Origin of the sequence: Mesorhizobium sp. B2-4-12, assembly GCF_006441575.1 — a bacterium.
GTDB lineage: Bacteria > Pseudomonadota > Alphaproteobacteria > Rhizobiales > Rhizobiaceae > Mesorhizobium.
Genome location: NZ_VFVC01000054.1, coordinates 1 through 18,474 on the forward strand (window position 1 = coordinate 1; position 18,474 = coordinate 18,474).

Sequence of the window (18,474 nt, forward strand, 5' to 3'; positions counted from 1 at the left end):
CGAACCCATCATGAGGGAGAAAACTGTTACCTATCTATCCGGTTCAAAGTGTTACCCATCTATCGGCTGGACACCGGCAGGCGGATGAGGGGCGGCGCTGACTTTTGCAGCCGCAGATTGCCCTCAAAATCCTAAAGCCCAAACAAAAAGCGCCGACCTCGCGATCAGCGCTTTCTGTTTTGGGGCAGGGAAGCCTCAGTTGGCCGTGCAGAAATGCTGTTCGCCGTCATTGCCGGTGAAGGTGCCGGTGCGGGAATTGAAGGTGCGGTAACGGTCCGAGCAATACTCGTACCAGTCGCGCGTCCACGGTTCGGCATAACGGTCGGCGTACACCACCCGAGGCTCCGCGTAGTAGCGGCGGACAGGGGCCGGGCGCACGCGCACGTCACGATCGTAATAGTAACCGTCATCGTAATAGTCTGGCGGCGGCGGTTGCTGGTTGGCCAATGCACCGCCGATCAGCGCGCCGGCGGCGAGGCCGAGGACGCCGGCTGCGACGGCGTCGCCATGGCCGTGACCGCGATGATGCCAACGATGCCAGTCATCGGCGTTGGCCGCGGGCAGGGCCACAAGCATCGTGGCGGCCACGGCGGCAGACAGCACGGCTGTCTTGAAAATTCGGTTCATGTCGATCTCCTTCGTGCCAGCCCGTATGATTTTTCGGGAATGCGGTCCGGCTTTACGAAAGATTAATATGAGACCGTGGCTGAACGGGGGCTGAACGGATTTTATGTGCCGCGCTGCCACAAGCATCAAAAAACGCACGCTCTGGGGAGCGGACCTGGCCTGCCGGAGCGTTCGGCCTGAAGCCGGCTCAGCCGATCGACAGGTTGACGGCCTTCGGACCCTTGCCGCGTTTATCCGGCTCGGTGTCGAATGTCACTTTCTGCCCATCTTCGAGACCGGGAAGACCCGACGCCTGCACGGCCGAAATATGGACGAAGACATCCTTCGCGCCATCGTCCGGCGTGATGAAGCCGAAGCCTTTGGCATGGTTGAAGAATTTGACGGTGCCGGTCTGCGGCATGGGAAGCTCCTTTGATCCCATAAACTCCAGTCTCGGGCCGGCAAATGCCCGAGAGGAAATTTGTCCTTTATTTTAGCGTCATCGGCAAGAGAAAGTTTTGCGGAGACTTAAAGCGCGTTGCGCTTTAAGTCCTTGTTATGACGCATGTCGTTGACCCAAAACCGGAACCGTTTTGGGCGACATGCTTTTATGCTGTCCCGCGGACATGAAAAAGGCGCGACAAAAAACGCCGCGCCTTCAAAATCTGTCTGCATGCCCAGAGGCTGGGCAAGCTCCGCCCCCTCATTCGCCCGCCATCAAGAGCGGGCGGCGTCCCGATGGTTCAGGCCGCGCGGAGATTGACCGCCTTCGGGCCCTTGCCCATGCGGTCCGGCTCTACGTCGAAGGTAACCTTCTGGCCGTCAACGAGCGTGCGCAGGCCCGATGCCTCGATCGCGGAAATGTGGACGAACACGTCCTTGGCGCCGCCATCGGGCGTGATGAAACCGAAGCCTTTGGTCGCGTTGAAGAATTTAACGGTGCCGGTCTGGGCCATTGGGGAAACTCCTTCACCCGTTCAGTCTTTGGTGGTCCTGCCCGCCACCTGGCGTCGAGGGCAGTTCCCGGTGGTTGCTTCGGCAGTCATGCATTGGCGCATGGTCAAAACCCCCCGCCGAAAAACGGGGCCGTCAGAGATTCACAGTATCGGGGAAAGGTCGTCCAAAACGTTCCGCTCTCCGGGTCGCAAATGCCCGAACACGGAATTTATCGCATGGAAACGTGAAGGTTGCAAGATAGCGCCGCGGGCCGCCATTATGAGCGCATCCCGACGTAAGAATCGACCGATTTGAGCGTCGACCGGCCGCAGATAGGCCTCGTCGCCGGGCGGGTCATCGGCCCACAGCCGCAGTCACGCATGGGCCAGGGAGATCTTCTACCCCGCCCGCCACGTCCCGAACCGCAATTCTGCACCAAGCAGTACGAGCCGGTCTGCGCCCGGCGCGGCGGCGACCGCCAGACCTTCGCCAATGCCTGCCTTGCCGACCGCGCCGGCTATCGCATCGTGCGCGACGGCTCCTGCCGCGACGGCGGTGGTGGTGGCGAAGAGCAGACCTTCTGTACTCGTGAATACGCGCCCGTCTGGGCCCGTCGGCGTGGCGAGAAACGCACCTTCCGCAACGCCTGCGAAGCCCGCGCCGCGGACTACCGCATCGTTGGCGGCGGGCCGTGCTGAGAGGCTGTTGCCCTCTTCCTTCCAGCAGGGAAGAAGGCAGGCGCCGCTTGCGAGCGAGCCCATTTGCCGGCAACGCAATGGCCGAGGCAGACAAGCAAAGCCTTGAACCTTTGGCGCCAATGGCCTAGATCGCGGCAGGCGGACAAACACGGCAGGTTTCCCATTAACAGAGATCAGAGAAGAGCGGCGGGTGCGGGAGCCAGGTCTGGCGCGGCCAAGTCTGGCGCGGGAGGCCAGCCGCCGCTGGGCCTCGACCAGTATGTGCAGCAGGCACTGCAACTGCACCAGGCCGGGCGCCGGCAAGAGGCTGAGTCAATCTACCGGCAGGTGCTGGCGCGTCAGCCCAAACACGCGGCGGCTGCGCATTTCCTGGGATTGCTGCTGCATCAGACCGGGCGTAGCGAAGAGGGGCTGGAACTCCTCGAGCAGTCGGTGAGCCTGCAGCCGACGAATCCCGATTTCCTCAACAATTTCGGCACGGTGATGCGCGACCTTGGCCGCGTCGCGGCGGCGATCGATTTCTTCCGGGGCGCGGTGGACCTGCGGCCGGAACAGCTGGCGGCGCGCGACAATCTCGGTTCGTCGCTGAAGCAACTCGGCCAGTTCGAGGAGGCCGAAGAGATCTATCGCGGCACGGTCGCGCGCAATCCATTTCATGTCCGCGCCCGCATCGGGCTTGCCGAAACCCTGCAGGAAGCCGGGCGGCTGGACGAGGCGCTGTCTGCCTTCCGCGAAGCGCTGGCGATACGCCCGAAGGATGCCGACCTGTTGCATGGGCTCGGCGTCGGGCTGATGGAAAAGGGCAAGCTCGATGAGGCGGCGGTTCTGTTCCGGCAAGCAGTGGAGGTTCAGCCCGCCATGGCCCGTGCCTGGCTGATGCTGACGCAGGTCAAGCGGCAGAAGGAACGCGACGCCGAATTGGCCGGCATGGAGGCCCAGCATGCCAAGGCGCCGCAGGACAGCCTGGCCCGCATGCAGCTGTCCTTCGGCCTTGGCAAGGCCAATGACGATCTGAAGGACTATAGCAGGGCCTTCGACTATTTCGTCGAAGGCAATGCCATCCGCCGCAAGGGCATCGACTACGATCCCTTGAAGACACGCGCCGAGTTCGAGGCGATGAAGACGGTATTCGATGCCGGCTTCTTCGAAAGGCACAGGCCGAGCGCGATCGCCGATGACGCGCCGATCTTCGTCGTCGGCATGCCGCGCTCGGGCACGACGCTGGTCGAACAGATCATCGCCAGCCATCCGCAGGTCTATGGCGCGGGTGAGCTCAGCATTCTGAAGAAGGCGGTGGGCAAGCAGTTTCCGTCGAACATGCCGGGTGGTTTCCCCTGGGGTGTATCCGACGCGGACGACGCGGATTTCGCCGAGGCGGGGCAGGCCTATCTCGACATGCTGCACACCCGCTACCCGCATATGCGCCACGTCACCGACAAGATGCCGGGCAACTTCCTGCTCGTCGGCTTCATCCACATGATGATGCCAAAGGCCAAGGTCATCCACTGCGCCCGCGATGCGGCGGCAACCTGCCTGTCGATCTACAAGGTGCATTTCCGCGGCGACAGCCATCGCTATGGCTATGACTTGGGCGAACTCGCCGATTTCCACAATCTCTACACCGACATCATGGCGCATTGGCACAAGGTGCTGCCCGGTGTCGTGCATGACGTGCGCTACGAGGATTTCGTCGCCGACCAGGAAGGGCAGAGCCGGGCGCTCATCGACTATCTCGGCCTGCCCTGGGACGATGCCGTGCTGTCGTTTCACGAGACCGACCGGCCGGTGCGCACGGCTTCCGCCGCGCAAGTGCGCCAGCCGATGTATCAAGGCTCTGTCGACCTGTGGAAGCGCTATGGCGACAGGCTGAAACCGTTGCTCGACAAGCTGGATTAGCGCCCTCCTTATGGATTAGCCGAAGCCCACCCAGCTTCGTCATCCACGGGCGGAGCAGCCGCGAAGCGGCGTCGCGAAGACCCGAGGATCCATGCCGCGACGTCGATCGAAGGATGCAACGGCGCAGAATTCTGTACCGTTTTCAACGCTTTAACGTCACGGCATGGATCCTATGGTCTGCGCCGCGTCGCTGCGCTCCTTGCTCCGCCATAGGATGACGAAGCGATAGCGTTCCGTCGCTCCTCAAAGCTCCAGGAACGGCTGGAAGCCGCCGAAGATCATGCGCTTGCCGTCGAACGGCATTGACGACCAGTCCATCTTCAAGCGTTCATCGGCCATCACCTTGGCCATGACCGCGTCGCGGCTCTGCCTCGACTCGTAGACCACCCAAGAGAAGATGACGACCTCGTCGTCCTTGGCCTGCACGGCGCGCGGGAACGAGGTCAGCTCGCCGTAAGGCACGTCGTCGCCAACGCATTCGACATAGGCGAGCGCGCCGTGCTCCTTCCAGATGGCACCGCCATTTTCAGCCATTTTCTTATACGCATCGAGCCTTGCCTTGGGCACAGCCAGCACGAAACCATCGACATAGGACATTGTGGGTTCCTTTGTTGAAGTGGAGCGCCGGGTCGGCAGGGATGCAGCCCGGCGCAGGTTAACGCATCACGCCCTCCGGGAAAGGGCGCCGGCTCGCCAGTTTACTTGACCGGCGCGTTCATCGCCCAGGCAACGCCGAAGGGATCCTTCACCTGGCCCCAACGGTCGCCCCAGAACATGACCTGCAACGGCGTCACGACCTCACAGCCGGCGTCGACGGCACGCTTCCACCAGGCATCGATATCGTCGCTGCCGAGATGGAGTTGCAGCGTGTAGCCTTGCGCCGCCTGATGTGGATGGCCGTGTTCGGGATAGGCATCCCCCAGCATCAGCGTCGAGCCGTTGATGTGGAGATGGATGTGCATGGTGCGGCCCTTCTCGTCCGCCGGATAGGAAAAGACCTGCTCGGCGCCGAAAGCCTTCTTGTAGAATTCCGCGGCCTTGAAGGCGCCGTCCACCTGGAGATAGGGGGTCAATCCGCCGAGCACTTCCGCCCTGGGTTGAACTGGGGTCTGGTCAGTCATGTTCTTGCTCCTCTTTACGTTCGGTTTGGGCCTCGCCAATCATAGGACGCATGAGGTGACGGCTATCCTACATGGCCGTCAAATTTTTCTCGCGGACCGAGCCTGGAGAGGCGGGCCGCCGGCGGGCTTGACGCATGGTTGACTGGCCGTGGTCATATGACCTTGGCAGAGAAAATGGCCGCGCGACGGCTGTTCTTGGCGTCGAAGAGTTCCGGAAAGCCGACGTCCTTGCGCAATTCGGCCGGCAGCGAAAGCAGGATGCGCTCGCTGCGGTGGCGGGCGCGCGCCGCCGCATAACGGGTCGCAATGCGTCCGATGGATGAAAGAACCGACATGATGCATTCTCCCTGGGTTGGCGCCGGCATCATCGTGTCGGCGTCCCAAGGACGTGGCATCGGGCGGCGGTCCGACAGATCAGGCAGAATTTTCTATACGGGTGTGCGCCGGCCCGTTGTTTTCGACGGGCCGGCTACGTTTCTCAGGCCGCGGCCTGTGCCACCTGGCGGAAGAAATCCTCGGGGTCCTCGACCTCGGTCAGCTTCCGCTTCTCGATCAGCCAGAAGCGATTGCCGATGGCGCGGATGAAGGAGCGGTCATGCGAGGCAAGCACGCAGCTTGCCTCGTGCGCCAGCAGTTCAGCTTCCAGCGCTTCCTGGCCGTCTATGTCGAGATGATTGGTCGGCTCGTCGAGCAGAAATTGGGATCGGCGAGCCTGAGCGCCAGCATCATCAGCCGCGCCTTCTGGCCGCCGGACAGCACGCCGATCTTGCGCTCCTGCACGTCGATGCTGACGCCGGCGCCGGCGAGCAGCGAGCGGGCGCGCTGCTCGCCGACATCATGGCGGCGCGAAACCATCGCCAGTGGCGTGTCGTCGCCGCTGATGCCCGACAGGGCCTGATCGCTGTAGCCGAGCACCGTGGAAGGCGTCACTTTCACATTCCGCGCGGTGTCAGGCTCGAGGATGGCGTTGCGGATCAAGGTGACGAAACGCGACTTGCCGACGCCATTGCGGCCGAGCAGCACGATGCGGTCGCCCTGGCAGATATGGCGCCTGCCGGTCCTGAACAGCAGTGTGCCGTCGGGCGTTTCGACGGCCGCGTCGTCAAGCGTGATCAGCACCTTGGCGTGCGTGCCGCGATTGGCCAGCCTTATGGTACCGGCCGAGCGCTCGCGATGCGCCGCGACAGCCGCGTCCTCCAGCTTTTCCGCGCGGTCCTTGAGCTGCCTGGTCTTGACGGTCAGCAGGTCGCTGCCGGAATTGATGCCGATGTTGTTGAGCTTGGCCGCCTGCTTGCGCAGTTGCTGGGCCACGTTCATGTCGCGCTCGAACTTGCGGGTCGTCGAGGCGTCGACTTCGTCCAGCGCATTCCTGGCCCGTGAATAGGGGAGAGAAAACACCGGCGACTGTTCCGGGCGCAGGAACAGCGTCCGGTTGGTGGTCGCGTCGAGGAAGGCCCGGTCGTGGCTGGCGATCACCACAGGTACCTCACGCGGCAGCGCGTTGAGCCAGGTTTCCAACTGGCTGATGCGGGCGAGGTCGAGGTGGTTGGTCGGCTCGTCGAGCAGCAGCACATCCGGGTCGGTGACCCAGACGCGGGCGATCAGCGCCAGCCTTTGCCAGCCGCCGCTTAGCGCCTGCATGGGTCGCCCGCGCATGTCCTCGGGCACGTCGAGCGAATCGAGAACGACGTCGACACGCCACATCTCGCTGTCGGCCTGCCCGGGCGGCAAGGCATCGGCCACCACCTGCTGGAAGGTGCGGCCAAGCAGGGCAGGGGGAACCGACTGCTCGACATGGCCGACGCGCAGGCCGCGCGTGCGGGTGATGTCGCCTGATGTCGGTTCCATCTCGCTAGTCAGGCATTTCAGCAGGGTGGACTTGCCGCGGCCGTTGGCTGCGACGATGCCAAGCCTGTCGCCGCTGCCAATGGTGAGGTCGAGATTGGAGAAGAGCGGCGCGCTCATGGTGACGCCGAGGGATTTGAGGCTGATCAGGGCCATTGTGATTTCTCTGGTCTGTCCGGAGGCAAACTCCGGTTCGATGCACTTTGACGGTGCGTGTGCCGGCCGTCAGGCTCAGGATTGCGCACCACGAAGGGCAGACCAAAAATCGAAGCGGGAAAAACCCGGACCGTCCCTGGTCAGCCCTGCAAGCAAGCTCGCAGGGCGGAAATCGGGCCAGGCTGACGATGGTGACGATAGAACGTAAACACGTGAGCCCTCCTTTCAGACGTTCGAGTGTGGGGATTGGCTACACCAAAGGCGGAGCGGATGGCAAGGCCGCCTGCGGCACTACCTTGGCGCTGCGCGGGAATGGGTCCAGCACCAGCACGCAGCCGCCGATGATCGCCACCGCGCCGAAAGCCTGGATGATGGTCAGCGCCTCGCCGAGCATGACAGTGCCAACCAGCACCGCGATCGTAGTTACGGCGAATTCGACGCTGATCGCCCTGGTCGCGCCGATGCTGGCCACCAGCCGGAAATAGACGACGTAGGTCATCGCGCTCATCACGCAGGCGAGGATAGCGAGGTAGAGGAAGTCGACCGCGCGCGGCAGGGCCGGTACCGGCACGGCGAGGAGCAGCGGCAGCGTCATCAGGCCGCCGAACAGGAAGGCACTGGTGACTTCCCACGAGCCTGCAGAGCGCAGATGGCGATTGGCGTAATTGCTGCCGAAGGCTGCCGAGAACGAACTGAACAGGGACGCGGCACAGCCAAAAGCGAAGGGCGCCGTGATCGGGACGGCGGGAAAGCCGACCAGAACGATGATACCGGCGGTCCCGAGCAACAGTCCCGCCAGCCCGCGAACGGTTATGCGCTCAAGCCCCCACAATTGGCTGATGATCATCGAGAACAGCGAGATGGCAGCAACAAGGATGGCCGCCATCGCCGTGCCGATGCGCGGCGTGGCATAAGACAGGCCGATCAGCTGTGCCGCTACCGTCGTTGCGCCGACCATCGCGAAGGGCCGCCAGCCGGCGCTGAAATCGAGCTTGCGTCTCGTCGAGGCGGCAAACAGAAAGAGCGTGATGCCCGCGACCAGCGACCGCAAGGTGACCGCGCCGACCCAGCCAAAAGCATGCACCACCTTGAGCAGCACCAGGAACGACAGCCCCCAAGTGACGGCCAGAAACACGTAGGCGGCGATGTCTCTGGGTTTCATGGTTGGTGGGGAAGGTTGTTGCGGCTTGCTGCGGCTTATCGTTTCCGCCGGAAGGTGGCAAGCGCAGGCACGACGAGCCGGACTGCCGGGGTTTGCGCTGCCCCTCATCGCCCTGCCGGGCGTTCGTCGTTCCAAAAGCCAAGCAATTGGCGTTTCGTCCGCTGCGCGGACCACTTCTCAACTCCCCATTTAGTGACAGGGAGAAGGACGCTGCCAATTTATATTTCGCCAATCGCCAGCGTTGCAAGACGGGCGGCGCGGTCGCGGCCAGCCGACTTCTCCCCGTAAACGGGGAGAAGGTGCCGGCAGGCGGATGAGGGGCAGCGCGACGCTCGGTTCAGAAGCCACGCGCTGAACTCCCTCTCCCTATCGTCCCGGCCGACCTGTCTTGCCTGGCCGGCGTTTTTCGCGGCGGGCGTCGCCTGGATCCTCATAAGAGCCGATGCCGGCGCGCTGACGGACAATCGGTTTGGCGGAATCGTCGCGCTCATTCGCGCCCCCCTCTGTCCTGCCGGCCCCCACAACGGGTGGGATCGGCTGGAGCCTGGCCGGCTTCTTTCCTTCAACGGGCGTTTCGGTCCGCCGCACGGTCATCTCGTCCAGCGAATTCTTCTTGAACAGCGGCTTGGTCGGTTCGCCGGGGATGCCGAAGTCGGAGCCGTGTGCTTCCTGCGCCGACTGTTTCTTGAACAGCGAGCGTGACACCGCGCCCGCCGGCGTCGGCATGTCGGTGCCGGGGCCCATGTCGTCGATCGATGGCTTGGCGAATAGCGGCTTCTTCACCGGCACGGCGCCGTCGGCGCCCATCTCGTCGAGCGCGGGCTTGCGGAAGAGGTTGGGCCGGGCAGCCTTGGCCGCCTCCTCAGCAGCACGGGCTTCGTCGAGCTTGCGGAAACGCTCCTGTTCCTCCACTGTACGATGTTTGGCCACGCCCTTGTTGTGCTTGCCCTTTTCGCGGCCCGAGGCGGGGCTTTGGCCTTCCACCTCGCGCGCCAGCGGATCGTCCGAAATCGACAGTTCCATCTCGCGCAACCGCTTGATCTCGTCGCGGATGCGGGCCGCCTTCTCGAAGTCGAGATTGGCGGCGGCGTCGCGCATCTGCTTGTCCAGCGCGTCGAGATGGGCCTTGAAATTGTTGCCCATCATGGCGCCGGCACTGTCGGTGAACTGCGAGATGTCGGCGCGGACGTGGTCCTTCTCGTAGACCGAGTCCAGGATGTCCGAGATGCGCGACTTCACCGATTCCGGCGTGATGCCGTTGGCGGCGTTCCACTCCATCTGCTTTTCGCGGCGGCGGTTGGTTTCCGCCATAGCCCGCTCCATCGAGCCGGTGACCTGATCGGCGTAGAGGATGACCTTGCCGTCGACGTTGCGGGCGGCGCGGCCGATGGTCTGGATCAGCGATGTCTCCGAGCGCAAAAAACCTTCCTTGTCGGCGTCGAGGATGGCGACGAAGCCGCATTCGGGAATGTCGAGGCCCTCACGCAGAAGGTTGATGCCGACCAGCACGTCGAAAGCGCCGAGGCGCAAATCGCGCAGGATCTCGATGCGCTCCAGCGTGTCGATGTCGGAGTGCATGTAGCGCACGCGCACACCTTGCTCGTGCAGATATTCGGTCAGGTCCTCGGCCATGCGCTTGGTCAGCACCGTCACCAGCGTGCGGTAGCCGGCCTTGGTGGTCTCACGGATCTCGCCGACCACATCGTCGACCTGGCTCTTGGCCGGGCGCACCTCGACCGGCGGATCGATCAGCCCGGTCGGGCGGATGACCTGCTCGGCGAAGACGCCGCCGGCCTGCTCCATTTCCCAGGCGCCGGGCGTCGCCGACACGGCGACGGAGAGTGGACGCATGGCGTCCCATTCCTCGAAACGCAGCGGCCGGTTGTCCATGCAGGACGGCAGGCGGAAGCCATATTCGGCCAGCGTCGCCTTGCGCCGGAAGTCGCCGCGATACATGCCGCCGATCTGCGGCACGGTGACATGGCTCTCATCGATGAAGACCAGCGCATTGTCTGGAATGTACTCGAACAATGTCGGCGGCGGATCGCCCGGCTGGCGGCCGGTCAGATAGCGCGAATAGTTCTCGATGCCGGCGCAGGAGCCGGTCGCTTCCAGCATTTCGAGGTCGAAGCGCGTGCGCTGCTCCAGGCGTTGCGCCTCCAGCAGGCGGCCGGCGCGTTCGAGTTCGACCAGCCGCAGCTTGAGCTCTTCCTTGATCGACTTGATCGCCTGGTTCAGGGTCGGGCGCGGCGTCACATAGTGCGAGTTGGCGTAGATTTTGACGCTTTTCAGCTCGCCGGTCTTCTGGCCGGTCAGCGGATCGAACTCGGTGATTGCCTCGATCTCGTCGCCGAACATCGAGATGCGCCAGGCGCGGTCCTCAAGGTGGGCGGGGAAGATCTCGATCGTGTCGCCGCGCACGCGGAACGAGCCGCGGACGAAATTGATGTCCTGCCGCTTGTATTGCTGGGCGACGAGATCGGCGAGCAGGGCGCGCTGGTCGAGCCGGTCGCCGATCTGCATCTGGAAGGTCATCGCCGTATAGGTCTCGACCGAACCGATACCGTAGATGCAGGACACCGAGGCGACGATGATGACGTCGTCGCGTTCGAGCAGCGAACGCGTCGCCGAATGGCGCATGCGGTCGATCTGTTCGTTGATCGAGGATTCCTTCTCGATAAAGGTGTCGGTGCGCGGGACGTAGGCTTCCGGCTGGTAGTAGTCGTAGTAGGAGACGAAATACTCCACCGCATTGTCGGGGAAGAACTTCTTGAACTCGGAATAGAGCTGTGCGGCAAGCGTCTTGTTCGGCGCCAGGATCAAAGCCGGGCGCTGCGTCTCCTCGATCACCTTTGCCATGGTGAAGGTCTTGCCGGAGCCGGTGACGCCGAGCAGCACCTGGGTGCGGTCGTTGTTATCGACGCCTTCCACCAGGTCCTTGATGGCGGTCGGCTGGTCGCCGGCCGGCTCGAAGTCGGACACCATCTTGATGGCGATGCCGCCTTCGGATTTTTCCGGGCGGGCAGGGCGGTGCGGCGTCCACAGCACGCCGTCCTTGTGCAGCGGATTGCCGGATTCGATCAGCGCCGACAGCGCGGCCACGGTGGCGGTGACGCCACTCGACGTCATCGTTTCGGCCTCTTCCAGCGAGATGTCGAGGCCGGCTATCGGATTGAGGCCGACTGCCGCGCGTTCACGGGCGGTGGCTGCGCCACCCATCGAGGTGCCGCGTGCGGTTCGGCCCGGCGCGGCGGAGCGCTCGGGAATCTTCTTCGACTTGGCGCTATCCCTCCCCCTCGAGGGGAGGGGGGCGGCGGAGCCGCCGGGTGGGGTCGGTTCGACCGGATTCGGCGCCTCTTTATGTCGAGCGCTTCCTCCGGCGACCCCCTCTGTCACCTTCGGCGACATCTCCCCCTCAAGGGGGGAGATCAGGTGGCGCCCTTCGCGTTCTGCTTCCTGCTCGATCTGCTCGGCCCAATCGGAGATCGAACCGGTCAGCGGGGTGCCCGACAGTTCCGGCTGCGGCATCTCGGCGAAGCCGCCCTTGTGCAGCGGCTCCGAAGCGTCGAGGAAATCGGTCAGCGGGCTGCGCCGCTTCGGCGCGGCGCGGTCGTCATTCGCCGTCGTCGGCGTTCTTTTGTCGGGGGATTTGGCCATGTCCCGAATATGGGATTTCCTGGCGAAAATGGAAAGAGCGGGATGGAGCGAGGCGCAGCGCCTGCTCCGGCTCCTGACAGCAGGCTGTCAGGAGCCGGCAACTGCCCGGCGGCGCCTTTCAGTCTTCAGGCGCCGCGTGCGTTATCCGACGCCACCTGGGTCGGCGATCCGCCTAAGCGTGGCACTACGACGAGTCGTGTGACCTTGCCCTTCTTGAAAGCGGCGAGGAAGCGCGCATAGTCCCTGAAGACGACGCAGCCATTGGACTCGGCGCGGCCGCCGCGCAGCATGTAGGTGTGGGCGAGCAGGCCGTTGCGGTTGTATTTGTTGCCGCCGCCCACTGGTGTCAGGCGGATGGCCTCGACGCCATGGAAGCGGGACTCACGCAGCGACAGATTATAGGTGTTGGGCGGCGTCGGACCACGATCCTTCACGTGGACATAGCGCGGCTGGTCGACCATGGCGCCCAGGCCCGAATGCGCCTCGAGCCGCTGGCCATCCGGCATGTAGACGGTCTTGGCCGAGATGTCGTAGACGGCTACGCCGTGGCCGGCTCCGCTTCCGGCGCTCGGCCCGCTGAAAAGGTTCCTGAACGCCTGGCCGAGGCCGCCCGAAGGCGTGTCGGGCTTGGCGTAGGCCAACGCGTCGCCGCCATCACCAGATCGCCCTTGCCGGGCCGGCCGTCTGGCCTGCTGGACCGGTTTGGCCTGCAGAAGCGGCTTCTGCTCTACGGTCCTGGACTGTGGAGCCGGCTTCTGCTCCACGATCCTGGGCTGTGGAGCCGGCTTGTCCTGCTCCACGGCCTTAGGCTGCGGCGCGTCATATTGCGGGCGACGCGTCGGCAGCGGCACGTCGTCGGTGAGCGCGTCCGGCAGCGAGGCAGCATCGCCAGGCTGTTCCTGCCGGGTCTCGACAGGGGCAACCGCGACGTCCGCAGAGGATTCGGTCATCGGCAGCGGCGAGGCGAATGCCTCGTCCTCGACCGGCATCGACTGCACGAGGGCAAGCGCCAGCTGCGCGTTATCGGGCGTTTCCGACTGGGCAAAGCCCATCGGCGCCGGCGCGGTCTGGACGACAACGGAACCCGTGTCCATACGGGCGAAGCGCTCCGCCGCCGGGGGCGGCATGTCATCCGACAGGCTGGCCACGACCTGGACGGATGGCACCAGCGATGCCTCGGTGATTTGCGGCGTGGCGCTGGAAATCACGGGACGGGCGTTGGGGGCGGCAGCCGGCTTCCCGGCGCCGGCGAAGGCCGCAGCGAGCCTGGACGGCGACAGCGACGCTTCCATGCGTTCGAAACGCTCCTGCGACTTCGACTTGACGGTCGGCGGGGCGACAGCAGGTACCGGCTTTGCCCGCGCCACAAGGCGCGTGGATTTCTCCGCCCGGGGGCTCACCGCGGCGAGCCTGAAGCAGCCAGCACCGCATTGCACGGCATGGTCATGCAGGGCATGGGCACCGCCATGGGCGTTGGCCAGCACGAAAGGCGCCGAAGAACTGAGGAAATGTTGTTTCAGCGGATCGGCGAGCGCGAGCGAGCCCGGCATGGACAGCGTCGGCGGCAGGCCGCTTGACGTCGACGACAGGGAAGCGCCGACGGAGCTGAGGCCAACCATCGTGCCGACCAGCCATAGGCTTACGGCAGCACCGACGCCGGGCACCGCCACCCAGCGGACGATCCGTTCAGGGTTGAAGGATGAGGCACGTGGCGCGTCGCAGGCGGTCTCGCCGTCCCAACGCTTGTCCCCGACGATTTTCTTACTCAAGAACGCCATGCAACCAATCTTGCTCCAATCGGCTCCCACGTCCGCGGCTGTGATAGCCGCGACGACCATTCTGTGAGTGATCCCAGGTGGTCCCCGACGCGTTTGCCGCGCCTGTCGTTAGTTGCCGATTGCTTTAAAATATGGACAAAGTTGGTTAACCAATCCCTCTCAAAACCAACCGAGAGACGTGGACTTTGTGCCAAAAAAGGCTTGTCCACGACCATGCACGCGGTATTGCAGCCCTTCCAAGGGTGTTTTGCTGCCTGTTTTTGCCGGCCAAGTCAAGCAAAACAGCCTCTGCTAATGTTTGTAGTAAGGCGGTTCGGCGGTGCCTGCGGCAATCGGGCACGCCATCCGCCGTTCGCCTGGTCACTGAAAACGCCTGCGGCACCCCGCAAAACCGTTGCCATATTGCCAGAGATTTTCGGGCCGGCAGGCTCAAGGCTTCTGCCTTCCTTGTGCTGCGTGCCCGTAGGTGCGGCGGGGCAATGGCGCCAACTGCGGAGGAAGCCAAGCCTCAGTTGAACCAGAGCGCGAAAGTCAAGAACCCGCCGCCGCCGAACTCGCGCTGGATCTGGTCGAAATCCTCGCTGGTCAGAATCTTGCCGCTTTCGAGGTAGGGCGCGATGCCGGGGCCGGTGATCGACAGAACGAGGTCGAAAGGCTTGGGCTCGTCGAAGAAGCGCTTCATGTTGATGCCCTTGCCGGTGATGCGGAAATGCGGCAGCAGCACACGCCCGTCCAGCAGATCCTCGGCCATGGTCAAGGTGGCGAGCCAGGCCTGCACCTGTTCCTCGCCGACTTCGAGACCGGTGAGCGGGTTCTCACCCTTCTGCTGCGGGCCGGACAGCCATTCGTGATCATTGTCTGTTTCGGCGCGGATCGCCTTCCAATCTTCGCGCGACAGCCGGATCATTTCGAGCAGTTCCCGACGCGCCGCCTTGCGGCGCTCCGGCTCGACCACCGGCCAGTTGATGAGATGCACCATCGAGATGAAATCGGCGATGCGCCATTCCGAGGAGAAGATGTTGCTGCCCACGTCGCTCGGCGGCGGCACGAGAATGTTCTGCAACGGCAGTTTGGCGCGTGGGAACAGCATGTGGAAGGAGCCGTCGAACATGCCCCTGAAATCATGCGCCAGCCAGAAATCGGCCTGCGCCATCAGGAACTCGGCATAGCCCTGCAACCAATAGCCGTCGGCGCGATCGAAGCGAAAGGTGAGCGCAGGCGTGGCGTCGCCCTGCGAGATGCTGCCGCGCGACAGCGCGGCCATGATAGCCGCCATGCTTTCGTCGGGCGCGATCGCGCCGTCCTCATTGAGGTCGATGCCGACATGGGTGAGGTCGATGACCATGCCGATGTCGGCATCGGCCGGCACCGAACCAAGCGTGGTGGCGGATTTTTCCAGCCGGTTGCGGAAGGCGACCAGGATGGCGCGGAACTGCTCATAGGTGAGCGGCTCGGGGTTGGGATTTTCTGGTACCGGCAATTGCATCAGCGGCAGCATGAAGGATCGCGGGCTCTCGAAGCCATGGCGGTGCAGGCCGCTGGCCAGCAACTCCAGCGCGGTGAAGAACTCGCCGGCGCCGGCGGCATAGGCCGATGCGGGATCCTTCGGCGCGGCCGCCTCCAGCGTCGAAAGCGCACTGTCGCGCGCGGCCACGGTCTTCGCCTGGAAAAGCGCGGTTGCCGCTTCGGGCATGGCGGCGTTGGCGGAAGACAGGGGCACAAGGACAATGAAGGCGGATGCCAGCAGGATTGCTATTCGTGTCATCTTTCCCTCCCAAGCGGTGTCGTCCGGCGTGACCATACACAAATTTGCGATGCCGCGCCTGTCAGGGCCGCCGCGCTGTCCACATCGTTGAGCGTCGACAGCTTCAACCCGCCCGCTGGAAAGTCTAAACAAGGCAAACGATTGGGCATTGCGTGTCGAACTATCCGCTCTCCTACAAACTGTCGTGGCTGCCGCGATTCCTGAAACCGTCGCTCGGCGGCGACGCCAGCGGGTTTGCGCCGATGGCGGGGACGTTGATGGAGCCGCCGCCGGAGCGGACGGTGCGGCTTGCCTTCATCGGCGACATCTCGGCGGTGGCCAACAGCAGCGCGCCGGACTGCGATCCGGCGATCAAGGCGCTGCTTGGCGCCGCCGATCTGGTGATCGGCAATTGCGAAAGCCCTGTCGTGGACAGGCCGAGTGCCGTGTTGGGAACAAAGCTCGGCACGCATCATGCGATGAGCGAACCGTTTCTGGCCGAGGCGCTGGCGGCGGCCGGTATCGCGCGCGAAAAACTCGTGCTGTCGCTGGCCAACAATCATGTCCTCGACCAGGGTGTCGCCGGTTTCGACGAGACGGTGGCCGCGCTGAAGCGGCTCGGCACCCGCACCATCGGCCTGGCCGCCGACGGCCTGGTGCAGGCTGTCAAAGTCGGACCGTTGAGTGTCGGCTTCGCCGCCTTCACGCTGTGGCGCAATGCCGACGAGCGCCTGTTTGCCGGGCGGGTGTCGATGGACAGCGACCCGACGGGCTGGTCACGCGATCGTCTCGACCTTCTCTGCGCGGTCCCCCATTGGGACTGGGAGTTCCGGCACTTTCCGCGTGCTGCGACGCGGGCCCTGGCCAGACACCTGGCCGGGCAGGGCGTCGGGCTGATCGCCGGCCACCATGCCCATGTGATTCAGCCGGTGGAGCGGATCGGCGGGACGGTCGTCGCCTACGGGCTCGGTGATTTCCTCGGCACCGCTTTCGCCCGCCAGCCCTGGCCGGGTCGCATTGGCGGGATTTTCGCCGTCGACGTCAGCGCCGATGAAGGGACGCGTGGTGCCATTGCGTCCTACCGGCTGCATCCCTTTGTTCGGCTGCGGCACGGAGATCATGAACGGCTGGTGCCGGTCGGGGCTTTGGCAGGTGCGATGAGGGGAAAGGTCGAGGGGCGGTTGAGGGCGGTCTTTCCATAGCGTTGCAACTGAAAGCCGAGCCATTTGCCTATCGCCCAGGTGGGCCGGCGCCAGCGTTTGCCCGAAAGGCGCGGCCTCGCGGCGCACGACAGGTGCGAGGCACCCTTGAATCTCTTCGCCACGCGTCGAGACTGCATCCTCCGCAGCCTTGACATGATGCGGTTACCAGTTCGGCACAATGATGCGCATCAAGACGAAAGCTGGGCGGCTCAGCAGTCGAAGCCGTATTTACCGCGCATATAGTCGACCTCTTCCTTGGACATCCTCTTGAACATCACGCAGACGGTGAAGCTGCCGACCTGGCGGCCATCCCTGGTGTATCCCCAGTCGGAAATATCGTCCCGCGTGAACTCGATGTTCTGGCCGAGCACCACATTGTGCACTTGCTCCGGCTGGTTCGCCAATATGCCGACAAATCCGCTTTCCGTGCGGCGGAAGGGATGACCCAGAAGTGCTCGGTGACGTTGCCGTCGCGCACCTGGACCTTCAATTTGAACCTGTCCGTGCCGGAGGGAGGCGCTTCTGCCAAGGCCAGGAATCCATCGAGCCTCGCGAGCGCCCGCGCGGTGGCGGCCGTCATTTCCGGATCGCCCGGAGCAAAGATGACCGTTTTGTCGTCGCCCGGGTCCGCGCCTTGTGCGCCGGCCAATCCCGGAGCAAACGCCAGCACCAGGGATATCATGGTCCGGACTGCACGGAGGGCCCCTCACCATAGTAACCGCCACCATCCCGCATCCATTTCGGGTTTGCAACCGGCACGCGAGCCTCATCCGCTCAAGGAACATTCGAGCTGATCCCATGAAACAAAATTTGACCCTGTGGGACGCCGCCAGACTGTTTCGTGATCCTGCACCAGACGGATTGCGGCGGCTGCGTGATGCCCGCAACCCGCCAGCCACAATTGGCTAACCGACTCTTTTCGTGGAAAAAAGTGGGCTCATTGGGAGGGGCGAAACATCAGGAAACCACGTCGGCTGGAAGCAATGTGTCAGGATTAAGCCTATGATTTCCTTTGCTAAAATTCACTCAATGTGATTTGCAGGAAGCAGGTCTTCCATTCCAGTCTCGGCTCGTTCGGTGCCGTCGTTCCCAAGGCGACGGCCATCAAGGCAACCAGACGAAACCGAAACAGCACGGAGTGCTATCGATGAAGAAGACCCTCGCAACCACCGCCGCTCTGCTCGCCTTCCTCGGCACGGCCTATGCCGCGACCGTTCAGGGCACCATCCAGGCCGTCGATCCGACGACCAAGTCGATCACCCTCGACGACGGCAAGATCTACCAGCTGTCGCCAAAAGCGGCGCTTGGGAAACTGAAGGTCGGCGCCAAGGTAGCGGTGACGGTGGACGACAAGACCGGCATGGTGACGTCGATCAAGAAGGCTTCCTAGACATGAACGTCACGCGTCGGCGGACCTGCTGACCTGACCTTTCAGACCCTGCTCCAATGCTGGCCGATTCCCTAGGGGATCGGCCATTTTCATATTGTTGGTCGCTCACCGCTGGCCGACCAGGGTGGTGGAACGCCGTTCCGGCAGCGCCGCCATGATTTTTGCCAAAGAGCCGCGCTATCCCTTGGCCGACGGGGGATATTCATGGCCGAGGAAAAGAAAGGGTTTCGCCTGTCGCGGCGCTTGCTGCTCGGTGCCGCGGTGGTCGGCGGCGCGGTGCTTG

Annotated in this window: 15 protein-coding genes and 1 pseudogene; 4 read left to right on the top strand and 12 right to left on the bottom strand. The window is 63.9% G+C overall.

Translation table 11 applies throughout. The features are described 5' to 3' along the window. Positions 1–195: 195 nt before the first annotated feature. The 3 genes from FJ934_RS24395 to FJ934_RS24405 form a co-directional block, all read right to left on the bottom strand. Entirely contained in the window at positions 196–627 is a 432-nt protein-coding gene (locus FJ934_RS24395) for a BA14K family protein (RefSeq protein ID WP_140612987.1), read from the bottom strand. Between the two features lie 187 nt (positions 628–814). Further along, the gene (locus FJ934_RS24400; protein ID WP_006202521.1) at positions 815–1,027 is read right to left on the bottom strand and encodes a cold-shock protein; all 213 of its coding nucleotides are present in this window, start codon (positions 1,025–1,027) and stop codon (positions 815–817) included. Between the two features lie 322 nt (positions 1,028–1,349). Next, positions 1,350–1,562, bottom strand: a complete 213-nt coding sequence (locus tag FJ934_RS24405; RefSeq protein ID WP_006202520.1) for a cold-shock protein — start codon at positions 1,560–1,562, stop codon at positions 1,350–1,352. A 336-nt stretch (positions 1,563–1,898) separates the two neighbouring features. Between FJ934_RS24405 and FJ934_RS24410 the strand changes: the two genes are divergently transcribed. Then, entirely contained in the window at positions 1,899–2,240 is a 342-nt protein-coding gene (locus FJ934_RS24410) for a Kazal-type serine protease inhibitor (RefSeq protein ID WP_246671625.1), read from the top strand. A 261-nt stretch (positions 2,241–2,501) separates the two neighbouring features. After that, on the top strand, positions 2,502–4,136 hold the full coding sequence (locus FJ934_RS24415; protein ID WP_140612988.1) for a tetratricopeptide repeat-containing sulfotransferase family protein: 1,635 nt from the start codon (positions 2,502–2,504) through the stop codon (positions 4,134–4,136). A 243-nt stretch (positions 4,137–4,379) separates the two neighbouring features. Here the strand turns inward: FJ934_RS24415 and FJ934_RS24420 are convergent, their stop codons facing one another. From FJ934_RS24420 to FJ934_RS24460, 8 genes and pseudogenes are all read right to left on the bottom strand, one after another. Next, on the bottom strand, positions 4,380–4,733 hold the full coding sequence (locus tag FJ934_RS24420; protein ID WP_140612989.1) for a DUF1428 family protein: 354 nt from the start codon (positions 4,731–4,733) through the stop codon (positions 4,380–4,382). A 101-nt stretch (positions 4,734–4,834) separates the two neighbouring features. Then, a complete protein-coding gene (locus FJ934_RS24425) occupies positions 4,835–5,257 on the bottom strand; it encodes a glyoxalase/bleomycin resistance/extradiol dioxygenase family protein (RefSeq protein WP_140612990.1) in 423 nt (140 codons plus the stop codon). 152 nt (positions 5,258–5,409) lie between these two features. Then, the gene (locus tag FJ934_RS24430; RefSeq protein ID WP_140612991.1) at positions 5,410–5,592 is read right to left on the bottom strand and encodes a hypothetical protein; all 183 of its coding nucleotides are present in this window, start codon (positions 5,590–5,592) and stop codon (positions 5,410–5,412) included. Between the two features lie 143 nt (positions 5,593–5,735). Next, positions 5,736–7,258: pseudogene (locus FJ934_RS24435) on the bottom strand (ABC-F family ATP-binding cassette domain-containing protein). A gap of 250 nt (positions 7,259–7,508) precedes the next feature. After that, positions 7,509–8,420 carry a DMT family transporter gene (locus FJ934_RS24440; RefSeq protein WP_140612992.1) on the bottom strand — a complete coding sequence of 304 codons (912 nt, stop codon included), beginning with the start codon at positions 8,418–8,420 and terminating at the stop codon, positions 7,509–7,511. 366 nt (positions 8,421–8,786) lie between these two features. After that, on the bottom strand, positions 8,787–12,077 hold the full coding sequence (gene uvrB / locus FJ934_RS24450; RefSeq protein WP_140612993.1) for an excinuclease ABC subunit UvrB: 3,291 nt from the start codon (positions 12,075–12,077) through the stop codon (positions 8,787–8,789). Between the two features lie 125 nt (positions 12,078–12,202). Next, a complete protein-coding gene (locus FJ934_RS24455; protein ID WP_140612994.1) occupies positions 12,203–13,855 on the bottom strand; it encodes a tlde1 domain-containing protein in 1,653 nt (550 codons plus the stop codon). 508 nt (positions 13,856–14,363) lie between these two features. Next, positions 14,364–15,620 (bottom strand): hypothetical protein, encoded by a 1,257-nt coding sequence (locus FJ934_RS24460; protein WP_140612995.1) that lies wholly within the window; start codon positions 15,618–15,620, stop codon positions 14,364–14,366. Positions 15,621–15,772: 152 nt separating this feature from the next. Here FJ934_RS24460 and FJ934_RS24465 point away from each other — a divergent pair, with 152 nt between their 5' ends. Continuing rightward, a complete protein-coding gene (locus FJ934_RS24465) occupies positions 15,773–16,801 on the top strand; it encodes a CapA family protein (protein WP_140612996.1) in 1,029 nt (342 codons plus the stop codon). A 209-nt stretch (positions 16,802–17,010) separates the two neighbouring features. Here the strand turns inward: FJ934_RS24465 and FJ934_RS28545 are convergent, their stop codons facing one another. Next, positions 17,011–17,205, bottom strand: a complete 195-nt coding sequence (locus FJ934_RS28545; protein ID WP_246671621.1) for a DUF2314 domain-containing protein — start codon at positions 17,203–17,205, stop codon at positions 17,011–17,013. A gap of 743 nt (positions 17,206–17,948) precedes the next feature. Between FJ934_RS28545 and FJ934_RS24475 the strand changes: the two genes are divergently transcribed. Next, positions 17,949–18,191, top strand: a complete 243-nt coding sequence (locus FJ934_RS24475) for a DUF1344 domain-containing protein (protein ID WP_140612997.1) — start codon at positions 17,949–17,951, stop codon at positions 18,189–18,191. The last annotated feature ends 283 nt before the right edge of the window (positions 18,192–18,474 follow it).

Excerpts from the sequence above, each read along its gene's own strand:
- FJ934_RS24460 (WP_140612995.1), bottom strand. The coding sequence starts at position 15,620 with ATGACACGAATAGCAATCCTGCTGGCATCCGCCTTCATTGTCCTTGTG.
- uvrB (WP_140612993.1), bottom strand. The coding sequence starts at position 12,077 with ATGGCCAAATCCCCCGACAAAAGAACGCCGACGACGGCGAATGACGAC.
- FJ934_RS24440 (WP_140612992.1), bottom strand. The coding sequence starts at position 8,420 with ATGAAACCCAGAGACATCGCCGCCTACGTGTTTCTGGCCGTCACTTGG.
- FJ934_RS24425 (WP_140612990.1), bottom strand. The coding sequence starts at position 5,257 with ATGACTGACCAGACCCCAGTTCAACCCAGGGCGGAAGTGCTCGGCGGA.
- FJ934_RS24420 (WP_140612989.1), bottom strand. The coding sequence starts at position 4,733 with ATGTCCTATGTCGATGGTTTCGTGCTGGCTGTGCCCAAGGCAAGGCTC.
- FJ934_RS24405 (WP_006202520.1), bottom strand. The coding sequence starts at position 1,562 with ATGGCCCAGACCGGCACCGTTAAATTCTTCAACGCGACCAAAGGCTTC.
- FJ934_RS24475 (WP_140612997.1), top strand. The coding sequence starts at position 17,949 with ATGAAGAAGACCCTCGCAACCACCGCCGCTCTGCTCGCCTTCCTCGGC.
- FJ934_RS24430 (WP_140612991.1), bottom strand. The coding sequence starts at position 5,592 with ATGTCGGTTCTTTCATCCATCGGACGCATTGCGACCCGTTATGCGGCG.
- FJ934_RS24455 (WP_140612994.1), bottom strand. The coding sequence starts at position 13,855 with ATGGCGTTCTTGAGTAAGAAAATCGTCGGGGACAAGCGTTGGGACGGC.
- FJ934_RS24400 (WP_006202521.1), bottom strand. The coding sequence starts at position 1,027 with ATGCCGCAGACCGGCACCGTCAAATTCTTCAACCATGCCAAAGGCTTC.
- FJ934_RS24395 (WP_140612987.1), bottom strand. The coding sequence starts at position 627 with ATGAACCGAATTTTCAAGACAGCCGTGCTGTCTGCCGCCGTGGCCGCC.